The sequence below is a fragment of the Thermopetrobacter sp. TC1 genome, from assembly GCF_000746275.1.
Taxonomy (GTDB): Bacteria; Pseudomonadota; Alphaproteobacteria; order Rhizobiales; family Aestuariivirgaceae; genus Thermopetrobacter.
Window position 1 is genome coordinate 383140 of sequence record NZ_KN050828.1, and the last position, 21891, is coordinate 405030.

At 62.6% G+C, this 21891-nt stretch carries 20 protein-coding genes; 5 read left to right on the forward strand and 15 right to left on the reverse strand.

Annotation, left to right across the window (positions count from 1 at the left end; genetic code table 11):
* Window positions 1-27: 27 nt before the first annotated feature.
* On the reverse strand, window positions 28-1299 hold the full coding sequence (locus tag EK16_RS05465; RefSeq protein WP_038035211.1) for an MFS transporter: 1272 nt from the start codon (window positions 1297-1299) through the stop codon (window positions 28-30).
* Window positions 1300-1650: 351 nt separating this feature from the next.
* Here EK16_RS05465 and EK16_RS05470 point away from each other — a divergent pair, with 351 nt between their 5' ends.
* Window positions 1651-2103: a YcgN family cysteine cluster protein gene (locus EK16_RS05470; protein ID WP_038035213.1), complete on the forward strand. Its 453-nt coding sequence runs from the start codon at window positions 1651-1653 to the stop codon at window positions 2101-2103.
* 83 nt (window positions 2104-2186) lie between these two features.
* Here the strand turns inward: EK16_RS05470 and EK16_RS05475 are convergent, their stop codons facing one another.
* The 5 genes from EK16_RS05475 to EK16_RS05495 form a co-directional block, all read right to left on the reverse strand.
* Window positions 2187-3848, reverse strand: a complete 1662-nt coding sequence (locus tag EK16_RS05475; protein ID WP_038035215.1) for an ABC transporter ATP-binding protein — start codon at window positions 3846-3848, stop codon at window positions 2187-2189.
* Window positions 3845-5068, reverse strand: a complete 1224-nt coding sequence (locus EK16_RS05480; protein ID WP_231573615.1) for an ABC transporter permease — start codon at window positions 5066-5068, stop codon at window positions 3845-3847. The genes EK16_RS05475 and EK16_RS05480 overlap by 4 nt, the downstream gene beginning before the upstream one ends.
* A gap of 4 nt (window positions 5069-5072) precedes the next feature.
* Window positions 5073-6191 (reverse strand): microcin C ABC transporter permease YejB, encoded by a 1119-nt coding sequence (locus tag EK16_RS05485; protein WP_038035217.1) that lies wholly within the window; start codon window positions 6189-6191, stop codon window positions 5073-5075.
* A gap of 160 nt (window positions 6192-6351) precedes the next feature.
* Window positions 6352-6927: an ATP-dependent protease subunit HslV gene (gene hslV, locus EK16_RS05490; protein WP_038035995.1), complete on the reverse strand. Its 576-nt coding sequence runs from the start codon at window positions 6925-6927 to the stop codon at window positions 6352-6354.
* 17 nt (window positions 6928-6944) lie between these two features.
* Window positions 6945-7181 carry a hypothetical protein gene (locus EK16_RS05495; protein ID WP_038035220.1) on the reverse strand — a complete coding sequence of 79 codons (237 nt, stop codon included), beginning with the start codon at window positions 7179-7181 and terminating at the stop codon, window positions 6945-6947.
* On the opposite strand from EK16_RS05495, the gene EK16_RS05500 reads away from it, so the two are divergent.
* The 3 genes from EK16_RS05500 to EK16_RS05505 all read left to right on the forward strand — a co-directional run bounded on the left by EK16_RS05500 (window position 7180) and on the right by EK16_RS05505 (window position 12915).
* Window positions 7180-12048: an NAD-glutamate dehydrogenase gene (locus EK16_RS05500; RefSeq protein ID WP_051928977.1), complete on the forward strand. Its 4869-nt coding sequence runs from the start codon at window positions 7180-7182 to the stop codon at window positions 12046-12048. The genes EK16_RS05495 and EK16_RS05500 overlap by 2 nt on opposite strands.
* 150 nt (window positions 12049-12198) lie before the next feature.
* On the forward strand, window positions 12199-12453 hold the full coding sequence (locus EK16_RS12645) for a type II toxin-antitoxin system RelE family toxin (protein ID WP_081910290.1): 255 nt from the start codon (window positions 12199-12201) through the stop codon (window positions 12451-12453).
* A gap of 9 nt (window positions 12454-12462) precedes the next feature.
* On the forward strand, window positions 12463-12915 hold the full coding sequence (locus EK16_RS05505) for a helix-turn-helix domain-containing protein (protein ID WP_051928978.1): 453 nt from the start codon (window positions 12463-12465) through the stop codon (window positions 12913-12915).
* A gap of 108 nt (window positions 12916-13023) precedes the next feature.
* Here EK16_RS05505 and coaA read toward each other — a convergent pair whose 3' ends face one another.
* The 9 genes from coaA to recQ all read right to left on the reverse strand — a co-directional run bounded on the left by coaA (window position 13024) and on the right by recQ (window position 21118).
* Window positions 13024-14046 (reverse strand): type I pantothenate kinase, encoded by a 1023-nt coding sequence (coaA, locus tag EK16_RS05510; RefSeq protein ID WP_081910291.1) that lies wholly within the window; start codon window positions 14044-14046, stop codon window positions 13024-13026.
* Window positions 14047-14154: 108 nt separating this feature from the next.
* Entirely contained in the window at window positions 14155-14496 is a 342-nt protein-coding gene (locus tag EK16_RS05515; RefSeq protein ID WP_038035222.1) for a phosphoribosyl-ATP diphosphatase, read from the reverse strand.
* Window positions 14496-15281, reverse strand: coding sequence for an imidazole glycerol phosphate synthase subunit HisF (gene hisF, locus EK16_RS05520; protein ID WP_038035224.1), 786 nt, complete (start codon window positions 15279-15281; stop codon window positions 14496-14498). Before hisF ends, EK16_RS05515 begins: the two co-directional genes overlap by 1 nt.
* Before the next feature lie 21 nt (window positions 15282-15302).
* Entirely contained in the window at window positions 15303-16058 is a 756-nt protein-coding gene (gene hisA / locus EK16_RS05525) for a 1-(5-phosphoribosyl)-5-[(5-phosphoribosylamino)methylideneamino]imidazole-4-carboxamide isomerase (RefSeq protein ID WP_038035226.1), read from the reverse strand.
* Between the two features lie 81 nt (window positions 16059-16139).
* Complete coding sequence (hisH, locus tag EK16_RS05530; protein ID WP_038035999.1) at window positions 16140-16790, reverse strand: imidazole glycerol phosphate synthase subunit HisH; 651 nt, start codon at window positions 16788-16790, stop codon at window positions 16140-16142.
* Window positions 16790-17215 carry a DUF2628 domain-containing protein gene (locus EK16_RS05535; protein ID WP_051928979.1) on the reverse strand — a complete coding sequence of 142 codons (426 nt, stop codon included), beginning with the start codon at window positions 17213-17215 and terminating at the stop codon, window positions 16790-16792. Before EK16_RS05535 ends, hisH begins: the two co-directional genes overlap by 1 nt.
* Before the next feature lie 25 nt (window positions 17216-17240).
* The gene (gene hisB / locus EK16_RS05540; protein WP_038035228.1) at window positions 17241-17828 is read right to left on the reverse strand and encodes an imidazoleglycerol-phosphate dehydratase HisB; all 588 of its coding nucleotides are present in this window, start codon (window positions 17826-17828) and stop codon (window positions 17241-17243) included.
* A 645-nt stretch (window positions 17829-18473) separates the two neighbouring features.
* Entirely contained in the window at window positions 18474-19265 is a 792-nt protein-coding gene (locus tag EK16_RS05545) for an ABC transporter ATP-binding protein (RefSeq protein WP_369793084.1), read from the reverse strand.
* Window positions 19262-21118: a DNA helicase RecQ gene (gene recQ / locus EK16_RS05550; RefSeq protein ID WP_231573616.1), complete on the reverse strand. Its 1857-nt coding sequence runs from the start codon at window positions 21116-21118 to the stop codon at window positions 19262-19264. Before recQ ends, EK16_RS05545 begins: the two co-directional genes overlap by 4 nt.
* Window positions 21119-21276: 158 nt before the next feature.
* Between recQ and EK16_RS05555 the strand changes: the two genes are divergently transcribed.
* Window positions 21277-21687, forward strand: coding sequence for a DUF2780 domain-containing protein (locus EK16_RS05555; RefSeq protein ID WP_038035230.1), 411 nt, complete (start codon window positions 21277-21279; stop codon window positions 21685-21687).
* Window positions 21688-21891: the final 204 nt, after the last annotated feature.

Below are 21891 nucleotides of genomic sequence, written 5' to 3' on the forward strand. Positions count from 1 at the left end.
GCGCCTTATGTGAAAACGCGATTTGCATTATCCGCGCCACAGGGCCAGCAATCGCGGCTGGGCCAGATACCAGAGAAAGGCGGCAAGCTGCACAAGGACCAGCATGCCAAAGGCCAGGGAGAAGGCCTGAACGGGATAGGGGCGCATCCCCCCTGAGACGGCATCGAGAACAATACCGATCATCCACTGCGCAAGGAAGGCCACGATGAAAACCATGAGATTGAGCGCGGAATTGCTGCGGCCAGCCATGTGCGCGCCGAAATGGGTGGCCAGTGCGGGATAGGCAAGAATGCCCGTCTGCCCGGCCAGGGGAACGAGAAACCAGAACAGCGCCATGCCGGGGCCCGTATAACCGAATATGGCGGGCAGTTCGGCAAGCATGAACAGGATGGCAAATCCCAGCATGACCTTTTCAGAACCGATGCCGCGGGCGGCGAGGCGATCGGCGACGAATCCGTTGATCAGGGTGCCGGCAAGAAAGCCGACGGCCATGAAAGAGAGCATTTGCGCCGCTTCGCGCGCGCTCAGGCCGGCGACATCCGTGAACCAGGGGCCGGCCCAGAGGGTTTGAATGGCAATCTGCGAGCCGGACGTGAGGGCGGCCAATGGTGCCAGCCGCCAGAAAACGGGCGATGCCAGCACGCGCAAAAGGCCCGAGAATAAAGCGGCAAAAGACCGGTCCTGCCCGGCAGAAGCATGCGGATGCGCCCTTTCAGGCATGGCGAGCGCCCAAAGCAGCAGCGCGGCCAGAAGGGAAATCCCGGCAAGAACGACAAAAACCCCCCGCCAGCCCAGCGCGTCAGCGAGAAGGCGCGCCGGTGTGGCCGCCACCAGCAGCCCCAATCCTCCGGCTGACATCACCAGCGCATTGAACAGGGCCCGCCGCGCCGGCGGAGCATGATCGGCCACGGCCTTGAATCCGGCCATAAGGGCACCGGCACAGCCCAGCCCGATGAGCGCACGCGCAAGGGTGAGCGTCCAGGCGGTTTCGGCCCGGGAGAAGAGAAAGGCCCCGAGCGCGGCCAGCAGAAAGAATGTGCCCTGCACCCGGGCGGGGCCGAAGCGGTCGAACAGCATGCCCAAGGGCAACTGAGAGGCGACGAAAGCGATGAGATAGGCGGCAGTGAGAAAGCCAAGCGCGGCCCCGGAAAGGGAAAGATCCGCCACCAGATCGGGCGCGATGGCGGCATTGACGGCGCGGAAGACATAGGAGACGAAATAGCCGAAGAAAAACGGCGCCACCACGCGCAGAAGCAGCGCCGGCAGGGAAAGGGGCCTGCTCGCCGCCGCTTGCGCCATGGGTGGTTCGCCTTTCGCTTTCATTGCTTTCTCACCAGAACGCTTTTCGCCTCTGAGCGGGAAAGCCCGCCCGCTTCTTTCCCGTATTTCGAAGAAAGCTTCGCCGTCCCGGACGGGGCGGGTGGCAAGCCTGCCTCACTTATGCGGATTCGTCCATGCCCCTTGAGGCGAAAGCGGTGAAATCACCATTCAACCGAATCATCGCGTTGTGCAGTGTGTCGAGGATTCCCGGCCTGACGGCGCTTGCCTGTCCTGCCGGGGCGGTGGCATGCTGAAACCAGCTCGTGGGCGCGCCTGAAGGTCGCGCAGGTGCCGTGAGGAGAGAAGACGAGGCATTGAGGGGCCGGGATCATGCGGGACCGTTTCTGGAAAAAGGGGCTGGCGGCGCTCACGCCCGAGGAGTGGGAGGCGCTGTGCGACGGCTGCGGGCGTTGTTGCCTTGTCAAGCTGGAGGATGAGGACACCGGCGAGATCTTCACCACCTCCGTGGTCTGCGCCCTGTATGATACCGAGCGCGGCGGCTGTTCCGCCTATGCGCGTCGGCATGCCCTGATGCCGGACTGTCTGCGCATCACGCCGGAGACGATCGGCCACATCTCCTGGCTGCCGGAAACCTGTGCCTACCGGCGCGTGCACGAAGGGCGGCCGCTGCCTGCCTGGCATCCGCTCATCTGTGGCGATCCGCAGGGGCCCCGCCGCGCCGGCGCCTCCATCCTCGGCCACGTCATCAGCGAACGCGATGTGAAAGAGGAAGACCTGCCGCGGTTCATGACGGACTGGCCCGCGCCGCCCGAGCAGTCCTGAATGTTTCGGTGCAAAATGCCATCCGCAAGGGCTGCCCGGCTGAACAGAGAACGCAGCGAAGAGAACAGCGGCAAAAGAAGGCTTCAGGCTTCCTGCAGGGCCTCTTCGTCGGCCGTGACCTCAAAGGCGGCCTTGAGCAGGGCGCGGGTGTAGGGATGCTGCGGGTTGTCGAAAATGGCAGCGGCCGGGCCCTGTTCCACCACCTCGCCGCGGCGCATGACAATGAGCTCGCTGGCAAGCGCGCGCACCACGCGCAAATCGTGCGAGATGAACATGTAGGCAAGGTCGTGACGCTTCTGCAAATCGCGCAGCAGCTCCACAATCTGGCTCTGCACGGTGAGATCGAGCGCGGAGGTGGGCTCATCCAGCACCACCAGCCGCGGATGCAGCACCATGGCGCGGGCGATGGCGATGCGCTGACGCTGGCCGCCCGAGAATTCATGCGGATAGCGCTCCATGGCGGCAGGATCGATGCCCACCTCGTTCAGCGCGCGCGCCACAAGGGCCACACGCTCTTCCCAGGTGAGATCAGGCGCCTGAATGAGCAGGCCCTCCTCCACAATCTGGCGCACGCTCATGCGCGGGCTCAATGAGCCGAAGGGATCCTGAAAGACGATCTGCATGTGCCGCCGCAACGGCCGCATGCACTTGGCATCACATTCCTCGATGTGCCGGCCCATGAAGACGATGGGCCCCTCTGAGGGGATGAGCCGCAAAAGGGCCTGGCCCAGCGTGGTCTTGCCGGAGCCGGATTCGCCCACCACGCCCAGGGTCTCGCCGGCGCGGATCTGAACGGAGATGCCGTTGACCGCCTTGATATAGCCCACCGTGCGCTTGAGAAAGCCGCGCTTGATGGGAAACCACACTTTCAGGTTCTCGCAGGAAAGCACCACCGGCCGCTCAGGATCGGGCGCGGGCGGCTCGCCCTTTGGTTCGGCGTTGAGCAGCTTCTGCGTATAGGGATGCTGCGGATCGGCAAACAGCGCGGCCGTCTCGTTGGTTTCCACGATCTCGCCGTCCTTCATCACCGCCACGCGATCGGCGATGCGGCGCACGATGGTGAGGTCATGGGTGATCATGAGCATGGCCATGCCATGCTCGCGCTGCAGGCGCTTGAGCAGCTGCAGGATCTGGGCCTGAACGGTGACATCCAGCGCCGTTGTCGGCTCATCGGCGATGAGCAGGTCCGGCTCATTGGCCAGAGCCATGGCGATCATCACCCGCTGGCGCTGGCCGCCGGAAAGCTGATGCGGATAGCTCTGCAGGCGCTTCTCCGGCTCCTGAATGCCCACCTGTTCCAAAAGCTCGATGATGCGCCGGCGCGCCGCATCGCCGGTGAGGCCGCGATGAATTTCCAGCACCTCGCCGATCTGCTTTTCCACCGTGTGCAGGGGGTTGAGCGAGGTCATCGGCTCCTGAAAGATCATGGCGATGCGATCGCCGCGCACCTCCCGCAAGGTCCTTTCCGGGGCGTGCAGAAGCTCCCGGCCGGAAAAGATGATCTCTCCGGAACGATAGACCGCCGGCGGCGACGGCAGCAGGCGCAGGATGGACAGGGCCGAGACCGACTTGCCCGAGCCGGATTCGCCCACCAGCGCCAGGGTCTCGCCCTTTTCGATGTGAAAGGAGATGCCGCGCACCGCATGCGTCACCTGCCCGCCCTGGACAAAGTCCACCGCGAGATCCTTCACCTGCAGAAGCGGCGCATCCGCCTCGTGCTGTGGTCGTTTCGTCTCTGCGCTCATTGGAACGTCTTCCTCGGATCGAAGGCATCCCGCACCGCCTCGCCAATGAACACCAGCAGCGACAGCATGAGCGAGACCACGAAGAAGCCCGTCAGCCCCAGCCAGGGCGCCTGCAGGTTGGCCTTGCCCTGACGCAGCAGCTCGCCAAGGCTGGGCGAGCCCGGCGGCAGGCCGAAGCCGAGAAAGTCCAGCGCCGTCAAGGTGGTGATGGAGCCGGAGAGGATGAAAGGCATGAAAGTGAGGGTGGCGACCATGGCGTTGGGCAGGATGTGACGGAACATGATGCGCCCGTCGGAAAGCCCCAGGGCACGGGCGGCACGCACATATTCAAAATTGCGTCCGCGCAGGAATTCCGCGCGCACCACGCCCACCAGCGCCGTCCAGGAAAACAGGAGCATGATGAACAGCAGCATCCAGAAATTGGGAACGAAGAAGGCGGAGAGGATGATGATCAGATAGAGGGTGGGAATGGAGGTCCACACCTCGATGAAACGCTGAAACAAGAGATCGATGAGCCCGCCCGAATAGCCCTGCACGGCACCGGCGGCAACGCCGATGACCGAAGAGAGGGCTGTGAGCAACAGCCCGAATATCACCGAGATGCGAAAGCCGTAGATGAGACGGGCAAGCACGTCTCGCCCGTGATCGTCCGTGCCCAGCCAGTTGAGGTTGCCAAAGGTGCAGTTGGGATCCTCAACCCCTTTCGGATACTTCTTGCACGCTTCCTGCCAGCTCATGAGAAAGGCCGGTTTCGACGGCGCGGGATGAGGCAGCTCGTTGTTGACGGTGTCATAGGAATAGCGGATCGGCGGCCAGATCATCCAGCCGTGCTTGCTGATCTCCTCCTGGATGAAGGGATCGCGAAAATCGGTGCGGGCGAGAAAGCCGCCGAATTTCGATTCCGGATAGTCCTTGAACACGGGAAACAGATACTCGCCCTTGTACTGCACGATGAGCGGCTTATCGTTGGCAATGAATTCGGCGAACAGGGTGATCACGAACAGGGCGAGGAATATCCAGAACGACCAGTAGCCGCGGCGATTGGCCTTGAACAGGGCGAGACGGCGGCGGTTGATGGGCGAGAGCCAGCCGCGGCTGGCCACGGCCTCCGGCACGGGCACGCCGGCGGCGGCCGCCTCGCGGGCGATCTCGCGAATGTCGCGTACATCAAGAGCCGCGTTGCTGTTCTCCTGCCCTGCCCCGTGCGCAGCCATGGTCATGCCCCTAAAGCTCCCTCTTCTCGAAATCGATGCGCGGATCGATGAGGGTGTATACGACATCGGTGATGAGATTGGTCAAAAGCCCGAGCAGCGAGAAAATGTAGAGCGTGGCGAACACCACCGGGTAATCACGGTCAATCGCCGCCTTGAAACCCAAAAGCCCCAGACCGTCCAGCGAGAAGATCTGCTCGATGAGCAGCGAGCCGGCGAAAAAGGCGGAAATGAAAGCGCCGGGAAAGCCGGCGATGACGATGAGCATGGCATTGCGGAAGACATGGCCGTACAGCACGCGCCGCTCGGTGAGTCCCTTGGCGCGGGCGGTCATGACGTATTGTTTCTTGATCTCGTCAAGGAAGGAGTTCTTGGTCAGCAAGGTCATGGTGGCGAAGGAGGAAATGGCCAGCGCCGTGAGCGGCAGCACCAGATGCCAGGCGTAATCAAGGATCTTCTGCCACCAGGTGAGCTGATCGAAATTGTCCGAGACCAGCCCGCGCAGGGGAAAGATGTTCCAGAAGCTTCCGCCCGCGAAAAGGACGATGAGCAGAATGGCGAAGAGAAACGAGGGGATGGCGTAGCCGACGATAATCACCGCCGAAGTCCAGACATCGAAGCGCGATCCGTCCCGCACCGCCTTGGCAATGCCCAGCGGGATGGACACGGCATAGGATATGAACGTCAGCCACAGACCGAGAGAGGCGGAAACGGGCAGGGCATCCTTGATCAGATCAATGACCGGCCGGTCGCGGAAATAGCTGTTGCCGAAGTCGAAGCGGGCATAGTCCCACAGCATCTTGAGAAAGCGCTCATGCGCCGGGCGGTCGAAGCCGAACTGCTTTTCCAGCTGCTTGATGAACTCAGGATCCAATCCTTGCGCGCCGCGATAGGTAAAGCCGCCCTCGCCCCCGCCGCCAGCGGTGCCTTCCGCGCCTGCGGAGGGCGCCATCTCGCCACCGCCTCCGCCGCCAATGCGGGCGGTGGCGGAAATGTCATGCCCCTGCAGCTGCGCCAGCACGCGCTCCACCGGTCCACCGGGCAGAAACTGCACGATGATGAAGTTGATCAGCATGATGCCGATGAGGGTGGGGATCATCAGCCCCAGCCGTTTCAGGATGTAAACGCCCATGGATCCCGCGCTTTGTCTCTCCTGCCCCGGTTGTTTCTCGCTTGGGCGGCGTGCATCCGCATGCGCCCGGATCGTGCCCCGCTTGCGGCTTCATGCCGGCGATTCGCGCCCGCGATAGTAGCAGATGCCGCAGCGCCTGCATGCATGGCGATGTTCGCCCTCATTCCGCGGGCAGGCTTTCGATGATCACGTTGTCGTTGGTATAGACGCAGATGTCGGCGGCAATGCGCATGGCGCGGCGGGCGATCTCCTCGGCATCGAGCTCCGTATCCATCAGCGCGCGGGCCGCCGCCAGGGCATAGCTGCCGCCGGAGCCGATACCGGCAACGCCGCCTTCCGGCTCAAGAACGTCGCCATTGCCCGTCAGCACCAGGGTGTTGTGCTTATCGGCGACGATCATCATCGCCTCCAGCCGCCGGAGATAACGGTCGGTGCGCCAGTCCTTGGCCAGCTCCACGCAGGCGCGCACAAGCTGGCCGGGGTGCATCTCCAGTTTCGCTTCCAGCCGCTCCAGCAGGGTGAAGGCATCCGCGGTTGCGCCGGCGAAACCGGCCAGCACCTTTCCTTCCGCCAGGCGCCGCACCTTGCGGGCCGAGGCCTTGATCACCGTGTTGCCCAGCGAGACCTGCCCGTCACCGGCCAGAACCACCCGGCCGTTCTTGCGCACGGCGAGAATGGTGGTGCCATCCCAGGCGGAGGCGGCCGCATGTGGCCTGTCATCGGCCGAATGCATCATGGGCTTTGCTTCCTGTTTCACATTTTGGGTTTTTCTGTTGGCGGCAGATGTAGCACGCAGGAACAGTCTGGCAAAGTGACGGCTTTTTCAGAAGCGGCGGGCATTGCAACGCCGGCATTCTTGCGCCAGACTGTCAGATGCATCCAGGCTTGAAAACCCGCATTCGGAAACACACCGGTTTCATGGTCAACACGCGGGGCACATTCTCCTTCATCCGGCATCGTCCTCAAATCAGCCTGCAGGAAAAGAACCATGTCCCGTTCCGCCAAGGATGATCCGATTTCCCGCCTCATCCGCCACCTGAAACGGGAAAGGGCCGATGCGGCCCTGATCGATCTGGCCAGAATTCTTTTTGCCGGCGTGCCTCCGGCCGATCTGGAGCGGCTGGAACCTGCGGACATGGCCTGGATCACCCGAACGGCCCATGCACTGCTCTTGCAGCGCACACCCGGCCGTCCGCTCATCTCCCTGCGGGATCCGGAAATCGCTTCCGTTGAGCTTTCCCGCATCACCGCCTTGCAGACACTCAACGACAACATGCCCTTTCTGGTGGATTCCCTGCTTGGCTACCTGGCGGAGCAGGGACTGCCCATTCGCCTGCTTATGCATCCCGTGCTGCATGTGAAGCGGGACGATGACGGCCGTCTTCTGCGCATTGCTGCGGATCCTTCCGATGAGGATGCCCGCCACATGCGCTCAGAAAGCCTCATTCACCTGCATCTGCCGCGGCTTACGGAAGAGGAGAAGGAGCGCCTGGCCCGGGACATCGAGGGCATCTTCGAACAGGTGCGGGCAGCGGTGCTTGACTGGCCGGCCATGCGGCAGGCGATCGAGGATGTGATCACCGCCTATCAGACCGCGCCCCCGCCCATGCCGGTGGAGGAGCTCACGGAAGTCATCGCCTTTCTGCAATGGCTGCTTGCCGACAACTTCGTCTTCCTGGGCCTGAAGCGCTATGCCTTCAAGAAGGACGGGCTGACCCCGGAGGGCAAGGGCCTGGGCATTTTGCGGCTGATTGCGGAAAAGGGGGCGGATGCATCGGAGGCGATGACCCGGGCCGCGGACGGCATCATCTGCCGTTCGGAAATGAGCGCGGAAACCATTCTCATCACCAAGTCCGCCGAGACCTCTCAGGTGCACCGGCGGGTGCCCATGGACCTGATCATCATCAAGACATTTGATGCCCACGGACATATCAACGGCGAGGTGCGCGTGCTCGGTCTTTTCGCCTCTCCGGCCTATGTGCGGGCGGCGCGCGACATTCCGTTGGTGCGGCGCAAGATCAGTGAGGTGATGCGCCGCGCCGGCATGGATCCGGAAAACCATCTCGGCAAGGTGCTGCTCAATATTCTGCAGACCTTCCCCCGCGATGAGCTGTTCGAGCTGGATGTCGAGACGCTTTCCAATATCGCGCTGAAAATCCTGCGCCTGCTGGAGCGGCCGCACCCGGCCGTGCTCGTCTGGCGCGGCTGTTCGGCGCGGTTTGCTTCCGCCTTCGCCTTCATTCCGCGCGACCGTTTCAATTCCCAGGTGCGCGAGCGGGTGGGCGAACTGCTGGAAACGGCGCTTTCCGCCCGCATCATCGGTTTCCGCCCCAGTTTTCCCGATGGCGTGATGGTGCGGGTGCACTATCGCCTGGAGCTCATCGATCCCGAGGTGGATGTGGAAGGGCTCAATATCGAGGCCTTATCCGCACAGGTGGCCGATATCGTGCGCACCTGGGAGGATCGTCTGGAAGAGGAAATGCGCCGCGTCTGGGGCGAGGAGAAAACCGAGCGCCTGCTGCCGCTATACCGCGGCGCCTTCTCGCAGGCCTATCAGGAGGCCTTCTCGCCGCGCACCGCGCTTGATGACATCGAGGTGATCGAATCCCTCAACGAAGGGCAGGCCGTTGCCGTCTGGCTTTACCGGGCCGGGGGAGATGCCCGGGACGTGGTGCGGCTGAAACTCTATCACTTTGATGCGGCGGTGCCGCTTTCGGTGCGTGTTCCCATTCTTGCCAACGCCGGTTTTTCGGCCATCGAGGAGCGCACCTTCACCATCTGCCGCGGCATGCATCACGATGATGCCCGTGAGATCTTCATTCACGAGATGGTTCTGAAAACGGCGGATGGCCGGAACATTGAGCTTGAGCGCCTGCGCCCGGTGCTGGAGGAGGGCTTTCTTGCCGTCTGGAACGGCCTTGCCGAAAACGACGGCTTCAATGCCCTGATGCTCAAGGCCGGGCTCACCTGGCGAGAAGCCAACGTGCTGCGCGCGCTGGCCCACTGGATGCGGCAGGCGGGCGCCCCCTATACCCCCGGTTACGTGGCCGCCACCTTTGGCCGCCATCCCGATCTCGCCCGGCGTCTGTGGGAGATTTTTAACACCCTGTTCAGGCCAGGGCGGGCCAAGGTGGAGACACGGCGGCGCAAGGCGCGGCAGATGCGGCAGGATATGATCCGTGCCCTGAATGCCGTGCAGTCCCTGGATGAGGACCGCATTTTCCGTCAGGCGCTTTCGGTCCTGTTTGCCATTGAGCGCACCAACTTCTGGCAGGAGCGCACCATTGAAGGGCTGGCCGGGCCGCTGGCGCTCAAGATTGCGTCCGATAAGGTGGACTTCATTGTCGAACCCCGCCCCTGGGCGGAGATCTATGTGCATGCGGCGGATGTTGCCGGTGTGCATCTGCGCGGTGGCCCCATCGCCCGCGGCGGCATTCGCTGGTCGGACCGGCTGCAGGATTTCCGCACGGAAATCCTGGGCCTTGTGAAGGCGCAGACGGTGAAGAACGCCGTGATCGTGCCGGTGGGGGCCAAGGGAGGCTTTGTTGTGCGCACCCGCCTCAACGGCGATCGTGACGCCTGGCTCAAGATGGGCAAGCGGGCCTACAGGCGCTTCATCTCCGTTTTGCTCGATGTCACTGACAACATCGTGGACGGCAAGATCGTGCCGCCGCCCAGAGTGGTGCGCCATGATGGCGATGATCCCTATCTTGTCGTGGCCGCCGACAAGGGCACGGCCACCTTCTCTGACATGGCCAATGAGATTGCCGCCGAACATGGCTTCTGGCTGGATGATGCCTTCGCCTCGGGCGGATCGGCCGGATACGATCACAAGAAGATGGGTATTACCGCCCGCGGTGCCTGGGAGGCGGTGAAACGGCATTTCCGCGAGATGGGGCGCAACATCGAGCGGGAGAGCTTCACCGCCGTCGGCATCGGCGACATGTCGGGAGACGTCTTTGGCAACGGCATGCTGCTGTCGCGCACGATCAAGCTGATTGCCGCCTTCGATCATCGCGACATTTTCATTGATCCCGACCCCGATCCGGCCGTTGCCTACCGCGAACGCAAGCGCCTGTTTGAGAAACCGCGTTCCAGCTGGCAGGACTATGACCGGCGCAAGCTGTCCAAAGGCGGCGGCGTCTATTCCCGCAAGGCGAAGTCTATCACCTTGAGCGAGGAGGCCCGGCGTGCCCTTGACATCGATGCGAAGGAACTGACGCCCGAAGAACTGATCCGCGCCATTCTCAAGGCGCCGGTGGACCTGATGTGGCTGGGGGGCATTGGCACCTATGTCCGGGCCACAAGCGAGCGCGATGCGGATGTGGGCGATCCGGCCAATGATGCGGTGCGCATTACCGCACCGGAGGTGCGGGCGAAGGTGGTGGGCGAGGGGGCCAACCTCGGCTTCACGCAGAAGGCGCGCATCGAATACGCGGCCAATGGTGGGCGCATCAACATGGACGCCATCGACAATTCCGCTGGCGTGAACACCTCCGACATGGAGGTGAACATGAAGATCGCGCTGAAGGAAGCGGAGCGAAAGGGGCGTCTGACCCGTCCGGAGCGCAACCGCCTGCTTGAGGAGATGGAAGAGGATGTGGCGCGGCTGGTCTTGCGCAACAACTATCTGCAGACCTTGTGCATCTCCATGACGCAGGCGCAGGGTGTGAAGGAGAATGGCAATCTGCAGCGCCTGATGCAGCGGCTGGAGAAGCGCGGCGCGCTGGATCGCAAGCTGGAGGATTTGCCCTCGGATGCGGAACTGGCCGAACGCACAGCCCGCGGCCAGCCGCTCACCCGGCCGGAAATCGCCGTTCTCATGTCTTTCGCCAAGATCGTCCTTTTCGATGATCTTCTCGATTGCGGCATCGTGGACGATCCCTGGTTCCGGCACGAGCTCTTTGCCTATTTCCCGGCCCTGATGCAGGAGCGGTTCGCCGAGGAGATTCGCGATCACCGGCTGCGGCGGGAGATCATCGCCAACCGCATCGGCAACGCCATGATCAATTTCGGCGGGCCGGCTTTCGTCTCGCGTCTGGAGGAAGAGACCGGCCGCTCCGTGGCCGAGATCGCCGCCGCCTGGACCCTGGCCATGCATACGCTGCATCTGCCGGAACTCTTTGCCCGCATCGACCGGCTGGACGGGCGTGTGTCCGGGCAGGTGCAGCTCGGCTTCTATGGCATGGTGCAGCGCATCTTGCGCCACGGCGCCGCCTGGTTCTTGCGCAATGTCTCCCTGCCCGACGGGCTTGAGGAAAAGATTTCCGAATATGAAGGCAAGCTTGCGGAATTCGCCGCCCTGCTGCGAGACGTGGCCACGCCGCATGCCCGGCATCGCCTGAAGATCAGGCGGGAGGATTTCATGAAACAGGGCGCGCCGGAACCGCTGGCGCGGGCACTGGCGCGGCTGCCCTATATGCTCAGGGGGCTGGACATCATCGAGATCGCCCGCGCCTCGGGGCGTTCGCTGAAAGAGGCGGCGGAGGTCTATTTCCTCGCCGGACATGAACTGGGCATCAGCCCGCTGATGATGGCCGCGCGCCGCCTCAACCTCAAGGATCATCACGAGCGCATGGCCGCCGCCCAGCTGGCGGCGCGGCTTTCTGCCCTGCACCGTGAGCTGGCCGCGGCCATGGCGGCCATTGCCCCGGGCGAGGCGGGCTTGCGCGCCTGGCGCATTCAGCATGACGAAGCGCTCAGCCGCGCCATGACCCGGCTCAACGACCTTCTCGCCACCGGCAGCATGGACCTTTCACGGCTGGCGCTGGCCGTTGGCGTCTTTGATGAACTGGCCGCCGAAACCCGCCTGGAATGCGGCGATTCCGCCACCGCTACCCCCCGCGCGGCGGAATAAAAAATTTACAGTTTCATCATTACCCTTTATGCAATTCATGATAGCATTTTCTATGCTATCTCCCCCTGCATGCTAAAAATCGCCAAAGCAGACAACCATAAGATAGATTCTATGATTATCATATGATATAACGCAGTCGCGCGGTACACAATCGTATATACAAAAGAGGCTGCGCGTCAGCTCAGCAAACTCCGCAAACGGGATCAGCAAATTGCGATACGTATCGTGCGCGTAATTGAAGCGATGTCTCTCGATCCTTTTGCAGGAGATGTGAAACGGCTCAAAAACGTATCAAGTTATCGCCGTCGTGTGGGTGACTGGCGCATCATCTTCAATGTTTTTGGCGATACACTCGTGGTTGAGATAATCGCAATTGATCATCGCCGCCAGATCTACCGAAAATAGAGGAACCTCATGAACAAGATCATGAATAATACGAGCATGCCGCCCATTCAGTTTCTCGAGGTGGGAGGGGAGGAATACGCTCTCATACCCTTACGTCTGCTGGCAGCGGTAGAGGATCTGGAAGATCTCGAGGATGAAATGCTCGCGGCCCGCGCCATGCAGCGGCGCTTGCCTGATGCTCCCACCGTACCGGGCGAAGTCATGCATGCCATCGTGCAAGGAACGCATCCGGTGAAGGCCTGGCGAAACTATCGTGGCCTTACTCAGGAAGAATTGGCCCGCCGCACCGGTACGTCCAAGGCCTACATCAGCCACATCGAGCGGGGCCTGCGTCAACCCGCCCTTGCACTGACCAGAGCTTTGGCCGCCGCCTTGAATGCACCGCTGGATGTTCTGGTGGACATGCTTGCCGAATGTGGAGGCGATGAGAGGGGCTCTTCGCCCACAGATGATGCCGCCTGATGTCTGCCAGGCCAGAACATGCTGATGAACGCCCTTGCACCGGGAGCAGGAGGGCAAGCGCCCTTGAGCAAAACCAGGAGCATGGCGCGCATGCAAAACCTAAGCGGCTCAGATCTTGCGCAGGTCCACATGCGTGATGCGGTGATCGGCGCCCTTGTAGAGAATGAGCGTGGCGCGCGGGCGCGTGGGCAGGATGTTTTCCCTCAGGTTGACGAGGTTGATGGTGCGCCACAGGCGGCGGGCGGTGCGTTCCGCCTCGGCATCCGAAAGGCTGGCATAACGGTGGAAATAGGAGCGCGGATCACGGAAGGCAGTCTCGCGCAGACGGAAAAAGCGCCTCACGTACCATTCCTCGAGCAGGGTTTCGTCGGCATCGAGGAAAATGGAGAAATCGAAGAAATCCGAAACATAGGGCACAGCGCGGCCGTCGCGTGGCATGCGCCCCGTCTGCAGCACATTGAGCCCCTCCACGATGAGAATATCCGGCTGATCGATCTCAATGAAGGCATCAGGCACGATGTCATAGGTGAGATGATCATAGACCGGCGCCTTCACATGTCGCCTTCCTGCTTTCACGTCGGAGAGAAAGCGCAGGAGTTTCGGCAGGTCGTAGGATTCGGGAAAGCCCTTGCGCTCCATCAGCCCGCGCTTTTCAAGCTCCGCATTGGGCAGCAGAAAGCCGTCCGTGGGCAGAAGCGCCACGCGCGGGTGATCCTGCCAGCGGGAGAGCAGTTTTTTGAGGATGCGGGCGGTGGTGGATTTGCCGGCCGCCACCGAGCCGGCCATGCCGATGATGAACGGCACCTTGCGCCCATTGCCGCCCGCGTTGCCGTTGCCGCCGAGAAAGGCCTTGCGCGCGGCATAGAGCCGCTGTACGGCGGCGACATGCAGATTGAGCAGGCGCGATAACGGCAGGTAGATCTCCTCGACTTCCTTCAGATCGATGCGATCAGTCAGGGAGCGCACGGCGCGCACATCTTCCTCGCTCAAGGTGAGCGGTGTGTCGGCGCGCAGGCGCGCCCATTCCTGCCGGGTGAACCGCAGATAGGGCGAAAGGGCATCCAACGGCGGCGGATGATCGTCCGCACGCGCAGCTTCCTCAGCGGCCCGGAGGTGGTCTTGAGGGGTCATGTCTGTTTGCGCCTTCCTGCCCGGCAAACCCTCGCCTGATCGGTGGGAAAGCCTTAATCCTCTGAAGCGGGCATGCCGCAAGAGCCATCGCCCGCACCGATAACCGGCTCAGTCCTCCTTGCGCCGCGCCTTCTCCTCCAGCCCGGAAAGCCCGAAGCGGGACTGCAACTCTTCCATCACGTCGGAAAGCGGCACCCCGCGCGCCATCAGCGCCACGAGGAAATGATAAAGAACATCCGCCGCCTCGGAGCGCACATGCTTTTTCTTGCCATCGACAAGCGCCAGCGCCAGCTCCACCGATTCCTCACCCAGCTTCTTGGCGCATTTGTGCACACCCTGGGAGAGGAGCTTGGCCGTGTAGGATTCCTTGGGCGAGGCATGCTTGCGCAGCGCCAGGATGTCGATCAGCTGCGCCAGAATGTCGAGCCGGTGGTCTTTCACGCTGCCCATCAGGCTGCCTCCTTCTCGTCAATGCCGTCCAGCCGCACCGGCACGCCATGGCGGGCCATGTAACGCTTGGCCTCGGGAATGGAGTAGGTGCCGAAATGGAAGATGGACGCGGCGAGCACGGCGGTGGCGTGCCCCTCGCGAATCCCTTCCACCAGGTGATCGAGCGTGCCAACACCGCCGGAAGCGATGACCGGCACGGACACGGCATCGGCAATTGTGCGGGTCAGGGCGATGTCAAAGCCCTCGCCGGTGCCGTCCCGGTCCATGGAGGTAAGCAGGATCTCTCCGGCGCCTAACGAGACGACTTCCCTGGCGTATTCCACCGCATCAATTCCGGTGGGTTTGCGGCCGCCATGGGTGAAGATCTCCCATTTCCCCGGGCCGGTCTGCTTGGCATCGATGGCGATGACAATGCACTGCGAGCCGAATTTCTCCGCCGCCTCGCGCACGAAATCGCGATTGAAAACGGCGGCGGTGTTGATGGAAACCTTGTCCGCCCCCGCCAGCAGAAGCTTGCGGATGTCTTCGGTAGTACGCACGCCGCCGCCCACGGTCAGCGGCATGAAGCACTGTTCGGCGGTACGCTTCACCACATCGAGGATGATGCCGCGGTTTTCATGGCTGGCGGTGATGTCGAGGAAACACAGCTCGTCCGCCCCGGCTTCGTCATAGGCGCGGGCGATTTCCACCGGATCGCCGGCATCGCGCAGGTTGACGAAATTCACCCCCTTGACGACCCGGCCGTCCTTCACATCCAGGCAGGGGATGATCCGCGCCTTCATCATGACCGTTTCTCCCTGACATTCTCACGATTGCGCCGCATTTTCCCGCGCCCGCGCCGCGCGGATGAGATCGAGCGCCTCCTTCCAGTCCAGCCGGCCGTCATAGAGCGCGCGGCCTGAGATGGCGCCCTCGAGAATGGCGCAGTCCGGTTCAAGCAGGCGGCGAATATCGTCCAGAGAGGCCAGACCGCCGGAGGCGATGACGGGAATGGAGACATTGCGGGCCAGCTCAAGAGAGGCCTCAACATTCAGCCCTTTCAGTACGCCGTCGCGATCGATGTCCGTGTGAATGATGGCCGAAACCCCGGCGTCCTCAAAGCGTTTGGCAAGTTCGAGGGCGGTCATGTCCTCAGTCTCCGCCCAGCCCTGAACGGCAACCCGCCCCTTTCGCGCATCAATGCCTACGGCAATGCGGCCGGGAAAGGCGCGGCAGGCCTCGCGCACGAGATCGGGATTGCGCACCGCCACCGTGCCGAGGATGACGCGGCGCACGCCGGCAGACAGCCAGTGTTCGATGGTCTGCATGTCACGAATGCCGCCGCCGAGCTGCACCGGAATGCTCACCGCGTGCAGGATCGCATCCACGGCTTCCGCATTGACCGGGCGGCCGGCAAAAGCGCCGTTGAGATCAACAATATGCAGCCATTCAAAGCCGGCATCCTCAAAGGCACGCGCCTGCGCGGCCGGATCGTCGTTGAAAACGGTGGCGCGGTCCATCTCGCCCAGTTCGAGGCGGACGCACTGCCCGTCCTTCAAGTCGATGGCGGGAAAGAGAATCATCGTTCCTCTCTCATCTCGGGGCTTGAACGGATGATGGCGCCAATCCGCACCGGATCGGCCGCCTGGTCATGGCCCCTTGTTTCACGGGTTCCATTGCAGGAAGCGCCGGATCAATTCAAGCCCCAGTTTCTGGCTCTTTTCCGGGTGGAACTGAAAGCCCAGCAGGTTGTCACGTCCCACCGCCGCGGTGATCGGCCCGCCATAGTCGGTTTGCGCGATGCAATGGGCGGGATTGGCAGGCACGAAGTGATAGGAATGCACGAAATAGGCATGCCAGCCATCCGCCCCCAAAGGCAGATCGGCGAAAACGGGATGGGGCCTGCACAGATTAAGCGTGTTCCAGCCCATGTGCGGAATTTTCAGGGACGGATCGGATGGCACGATCGGTTCAACCGTGCCGGGAATCCAGTCAAAACCCGGCCATTCGCCATGTTCGTGCCCTGTTGTGGCCATCAGCTGCATGCCCACGCAAATGCCGAGAAACGGCACGGCGCGGGTCAGGGCGGCCTCTTTCAGAGCTTCATGCATGCCGGGGATGGATTCGATCCCGTGCCGGCAATCGGCAAAAGCGCCCACGCCAGGCAGAACGACACGATCGGCCATATGCACGGAATCGGCATCGCGGGCGAGATAGATGTCCGCCGGGATCGCCGCCTCCTGCGCGGCCCGCTGAAAGGCCTTCTCCGCCGAGCGCAGGTTTCCGGATCCATAATCGACGATGGCCACGCGCATCATGCCGGCTGCCCTCCCTTCACGGCCAGCGGGGCGGTGTTTTTCTCAGGCGTTGCCGCCTTCTCCGTCTTGTCCGAAATCAGAAGGCCTTCCGCCAGCCGCAACTCGGCCGCATCCATGTCCGGCGCCGCGATCATGCCGAGAAATCGCCAGCCGCGGCGCTGCATGGCTTCCGCCGCAATTGCCGCGCCCTCGAAACCGATGATGATGGACATGGCAATCGATGCCCAGGCCGAAAGCTCCCTTGAAACAATGGCGGCAACGATCAGCACGGCGATGCTGGCAAGAAAGGCGCGCCAGGAGCGGTGCCACGCCAGCCACAGCGGCCCGAAGGCAAAGGCCCACCAGGAAAACCCGTCCTTGAGCAGCCGCACCTGCGGCGCGCGCCCGGGCTTTTCCCGCTGCAGAACCATGTAATAGCGCATGGTCTCACCCCCTTTCCTTGCCGCTTCACAGGGCGCCCTTGGTGGAGGGCACGGCATCGCCCTGCCGCGGATCGTGCGATACGGCCATGCGCAGAGCGCGGGCGAAGGCCTTGAAGCAGGTTTCGGCAATGTGGTGGGAATTGCGGCCGTAGAGCGTCTCCACATGCAGGGTGAGCCCGGCGTTTATGGCCAGGGCGTAGAAGAATTCATGCACCAGCTCGGTATCGAAGGTGCCGATCTTCTCGGTGGGGAAAACCACCTTCCACACCAGCCACGGCCGCCCGGAGACATCGATGACCACACGGGTCAGCGCCTCGTCCAGCGGCACATAGGCATGGCCATAGCGGACGATGCCGCGCTTGTCACCGAGCGCCTCGCGCAGGGCCTGGCCGAGAACGATGCCGACATCTTCGGTGGTGTGATGGGCATCGATGTGCAGATCGCCCCGGGCGCGAACGCTCAAGTCCATCAGGCCATGGCGGGCGATCTGATCCAGCATGTGATCGAGAAAACCGATGCCGGTGTCAATATCGGCGCGGCCGCTGCCATCAAGATCGATGGACAGCTCAATTTCCGTTTCCCTGGTTTTTCGCGTAACCCGGCCCGTGCGCATGAGGCCCTCCGGTCTTCAAGGGGTTCAGACGTTTCGCATGCCTTTTATCGCATGCCTGTCTTTAGGCCAAATGCAAAAACGCCCCTTTCTTCCCGTTCATTTCCGGAAAAGGCTTTGAATATTCATCGTCACTGATGAGAAAGGACCACCGGCTCGGAGCAACGAACCGGTGGTCTTTTGGGCCGGGTTTGGGGGCAGGGGCTGATTGAACCCGGCCGACGGGGCTTGAGGGTGCGTTCTGATGCGGCAATCATGCCTGCCCAATCTGCCGGACTTTTACATGCCGGATTTGGGCGTTGATACGTTTTAGCCGGCATCAGCTCAAAGCCGTCTGACAGGACATGTCAGGGAATTGTCAGGTTCGGCCTGATCCGGCGCCGTGATACCAAGTTGCGCAAAGGCTGACCGGTGAAATCACCCACACGACACATGAATCGTCATACCGGCGAAAGCCGGTATCTCAAGCCAGTTACTCATGCGTCTGTGGCTCAAGACCCCGGCTTTCGCCGGGGTGACGAGAACAATGGCTATTTTGTGTCGTGTTGCGTGGAAATCGCCCCGGACCCCGCTCAAGGTCTTGTTCTAATTGGGGTGGTGGGCGCGGGGCGATGGGCGGTTCATTATGCAGATTGGTGTGATGCCTGCTCAGGCCTGACCAAGGCCGAGGTGGCGGTGCTGCAGGCTTTCATCGGCCAGAAGATGCGCAGGCTCTCCCTGCCAGACGATGCGGCCCTTTTCCATGATCACGAAGAGGTCGCAATAGCCGGCAAGTGCCTGAATGTCATGATCGACAACGAGCAGGGAGAGCCCCTCGCCTTTCAGCCTGGCGAGCGTGTCATGAATGCGCTGGCGGATGCGGGGGGCTAAGCCTTCCGTGGCCTCGTCGAGAATAAGCAGGCGCGGATGTGTCATCAGGGCGCGGGCAATGGCGAGCATCTGCTGCTCGCCGCCGGAAAGAAGGGCGCCCGGCGTGTTTCGGCGGCTGGCCAGTTCCGGAAACAGCCTTTCCAGCGTTTCAGGCGTCCAGCGGCCTGATTCCGCATCGGTGGCGCGGGCGGCCACCAGCAGGTTTTCCCGCACGGTCAGGGTGGGAAAGATCTGCCGCCCTTCCGGGACCAGGCCGATGCCGAGACGCGCGCGTTTGTGCGGTTTCATCTCATGGATGGGACGCCCTGCAAACAGGATGGTGCCCCGCATGAGAGGGATGAGGCCGCAGACGGCCTTGATCAGGGTGGTCTTGCCCATGCCGTTGCGGCCGATCAGGCCCACGGCGGCAGAAGGGGGCACCTCAAGATCAACCCCGAACAGAACCTGAGCCTCGCCATAGCCGGCATGCACGTCCTCAAGGCGGAGAACGGGCTCCTGCGCTTGCGCTTGTGTCTGCGCCTTCATGTCCATGGCGGGGGCACCTGACGGATCTGCGATTTGCGGGGTCATGACGGCGTGTCTCTTTCCTCGTTCAGATGCTCTTTTACGAGTGCGAGCAGCTCCCGGCCATAACGGGCCAGCTTGGCATCACCAATGCCGCTGACGGTGGCAAGGGCCTGCGCCGTGACGGGTTTGAGCACGGCAATCTCAATGAGGGCGGAATCATGCAAAATGACGTAGGGCGGCTTGTTCTGCAGGCGCGCCTGCCGTGTGCGCCAGGCGCGCAGACGGTCGAACAGGCGGCGTTCCGCTGCGGTCAGGGCGGCCAGGGGATCATCCGCGCGATCATGATCGGCACGGGCGCGGCTTCGGCCCTTGCCTTTAGCCTGCCGGGATGAGGTGTTCGCAACACGCATGAAGAATTTCTCCTCGCCACGCAGGAGCGGGCGGGCGCGCTCGGTGAGCACGAGGGCGCCATGGCGGGCATCGTCGATATCGGCATGGCCATCGATCACTAGCTGGCGAAACAGCCGTCGCCATTGGGCGGGCTTGAGCTCGCGGCCGATGCCGAAGGTGCTGACGCGATCATGCCCGGCGCGCAAGACCTTTTCCGTGGTGCGCCCAAGCAGCACATCCACCAGATGCCCCACGCCATAGCGCTGCCCGGTGCGATAGATGCAGGAGAGCGCCTTGCGCGCGGGTTCCGTGACATCCTCAATTCGTGGCGGGTTGAGGCAATTGTCACAGCGGCCGCAGGGTTCTTCCCGCTTCTCGCCGAAATGGGCAAGCAGCACCTGCCGGCGGCAGCGCGGCGTTTCCACATAGGCAAGCAGGGCCTGAAGCTGGGCGTGCATGATGCGCTTGCGCTCGGCGGAAGCGGGGCTTTCCTCGATGAACCGTCTCTGCAGGGCAACATCCCGGGCGGAAAAGCTCATCCAGGTTTCGGCCGGCAGGCCGTCACGCCCGGCGCGGCCGGTTTCCTGATAATAGGATTCCAGCGAACGCGGCAGGGAAAGATGGGCGACAAAGCGCACATCCGGCTTGTTCACCCCCATGCCGAAGGCGATGGTCGCCACCATGACCAGCCCTTCCTCATGAAGAAACCGGCGCTGGCGCTCCGCGCGCTCTTCAGGCGGCAGACCGGCATGATAGGCCAGGGCCGGAATGCCCTTTGCGGCAAGCCAGGCGGCGGTCTCCTCCGTCTGCCGGCGGGAGAGGCAATAGACAATGCCGGCCTTGCCCGCATGCCGTTCACGGATGAAGCGCAACAGGCCCTGGCGGCCCTTGTCTTCGCTCTCCACCGCATAGTGAATGTTCGGACGATCGAAGGATGCGATGAAGGTGGCCGCGCCTTCAAGCCGCAGATGCCGGCGGATATCCTCGCGGGTGCGGGCATCGGCGGTGGCGGTCAGGGCGATGCGGGGCACACCGGGAAAGCGCTCGGGCAGGATGTGCAGCCCGCGATATTCGGGGCGGAAGTCATGCCCCCATTGCGAAACGCAGTGGGCCTCGTCGATGGCGATGAGCGACAGCGGCACCTCGGCCAGCAAAGCGAGCGTGCGGGGCTGTAACAGGCGTTCTGGCGCGAGATAGAGGATGTCGATGCGGCCTTCGCGCAGGGCCTTCTCGGTGGCGCGCAGGTGATCCGGCGGCAGGGTGGAATTGAGAAAGGCGGCGGCAACGCCAAGCTCCTTCAGTGCAAGGACCTGATCCTCCATCAGCGCAATCAGCGGAGAAATGACCAGGCCGGTGCCTTCTCGCACAAGCGCGGGCAGCTGATAACACAGGGACTTGCCGCCGCCGGTGGGCATGAGGGCGAAAACGTCCTTCCCGGAAAGGAGGGCCTGCACGATCTCCTCCTGCAGGGGGCGAAAGGTGTCGTGACCAAAGACCGCATGCAGGAGTTCTCTCGCCCGGCTCAAGTTTGCGCACACGCCTTCATGCCTTGCGGAAGCGGGCGATACCGCCTGTGTGTGCGGGAAAAGAGCGGCATCCGGGCAGGTTATGCTTGATTCGTCGCGCATGATGTGCGGAAACATAAGCGCAAAGACCGTTCATCAACAACGGGGGTAACATCACGATGCAGGATCTCATCATTTCCATTGCCACGCGCCTGGGGCTGGACGAGGAGATGGCCGAGAAGGCCGTGGGCATCATCATGTCCTTGGTGCAGCAGAACGCCGATGACGGCGCGGTCAGCCAGTTGTTCGAGCAGTTGCCGGGCGCGTCCGACCTGGCGGAGAAATACGCCGACGCCACGGAAGAAGGCGGCGGCCTGATGGGTGCGATCGGCGGCATGCTGGGCGGCGGCATGGGCTCGGCCCTGGGGGCACTCGGCGCGCTGAAGAACGTCGGCCTCGATATGGATCAGATCAAGGAACTGGGCACGGAAGTGTTCAATTACGCCCGCGAGAAGGCCGATACGGAGGTTGCGGATACCGTGATCAAGCAGGTGGCGGAAAACGTGCCGGGGCTTGATCAGCTGCTCTGAAACTCCGGGAGCCTTTGTGTATGCGCGCAGTCTTGCGCAGCCAACTTGCACTTAAAAGCACAGATGAAGAGCCCGCATGCCCGAAAGGACGGCCTTGCGGGCTCTTTTTTTCTTGCGTTGAGCCCATCGTTCACCGGAAAGGGGCGCATTTGCCGGGCTTAAAGAGGGAAAGAAGCCGGAACCTCCAATTCGCTTAAGCCCAAT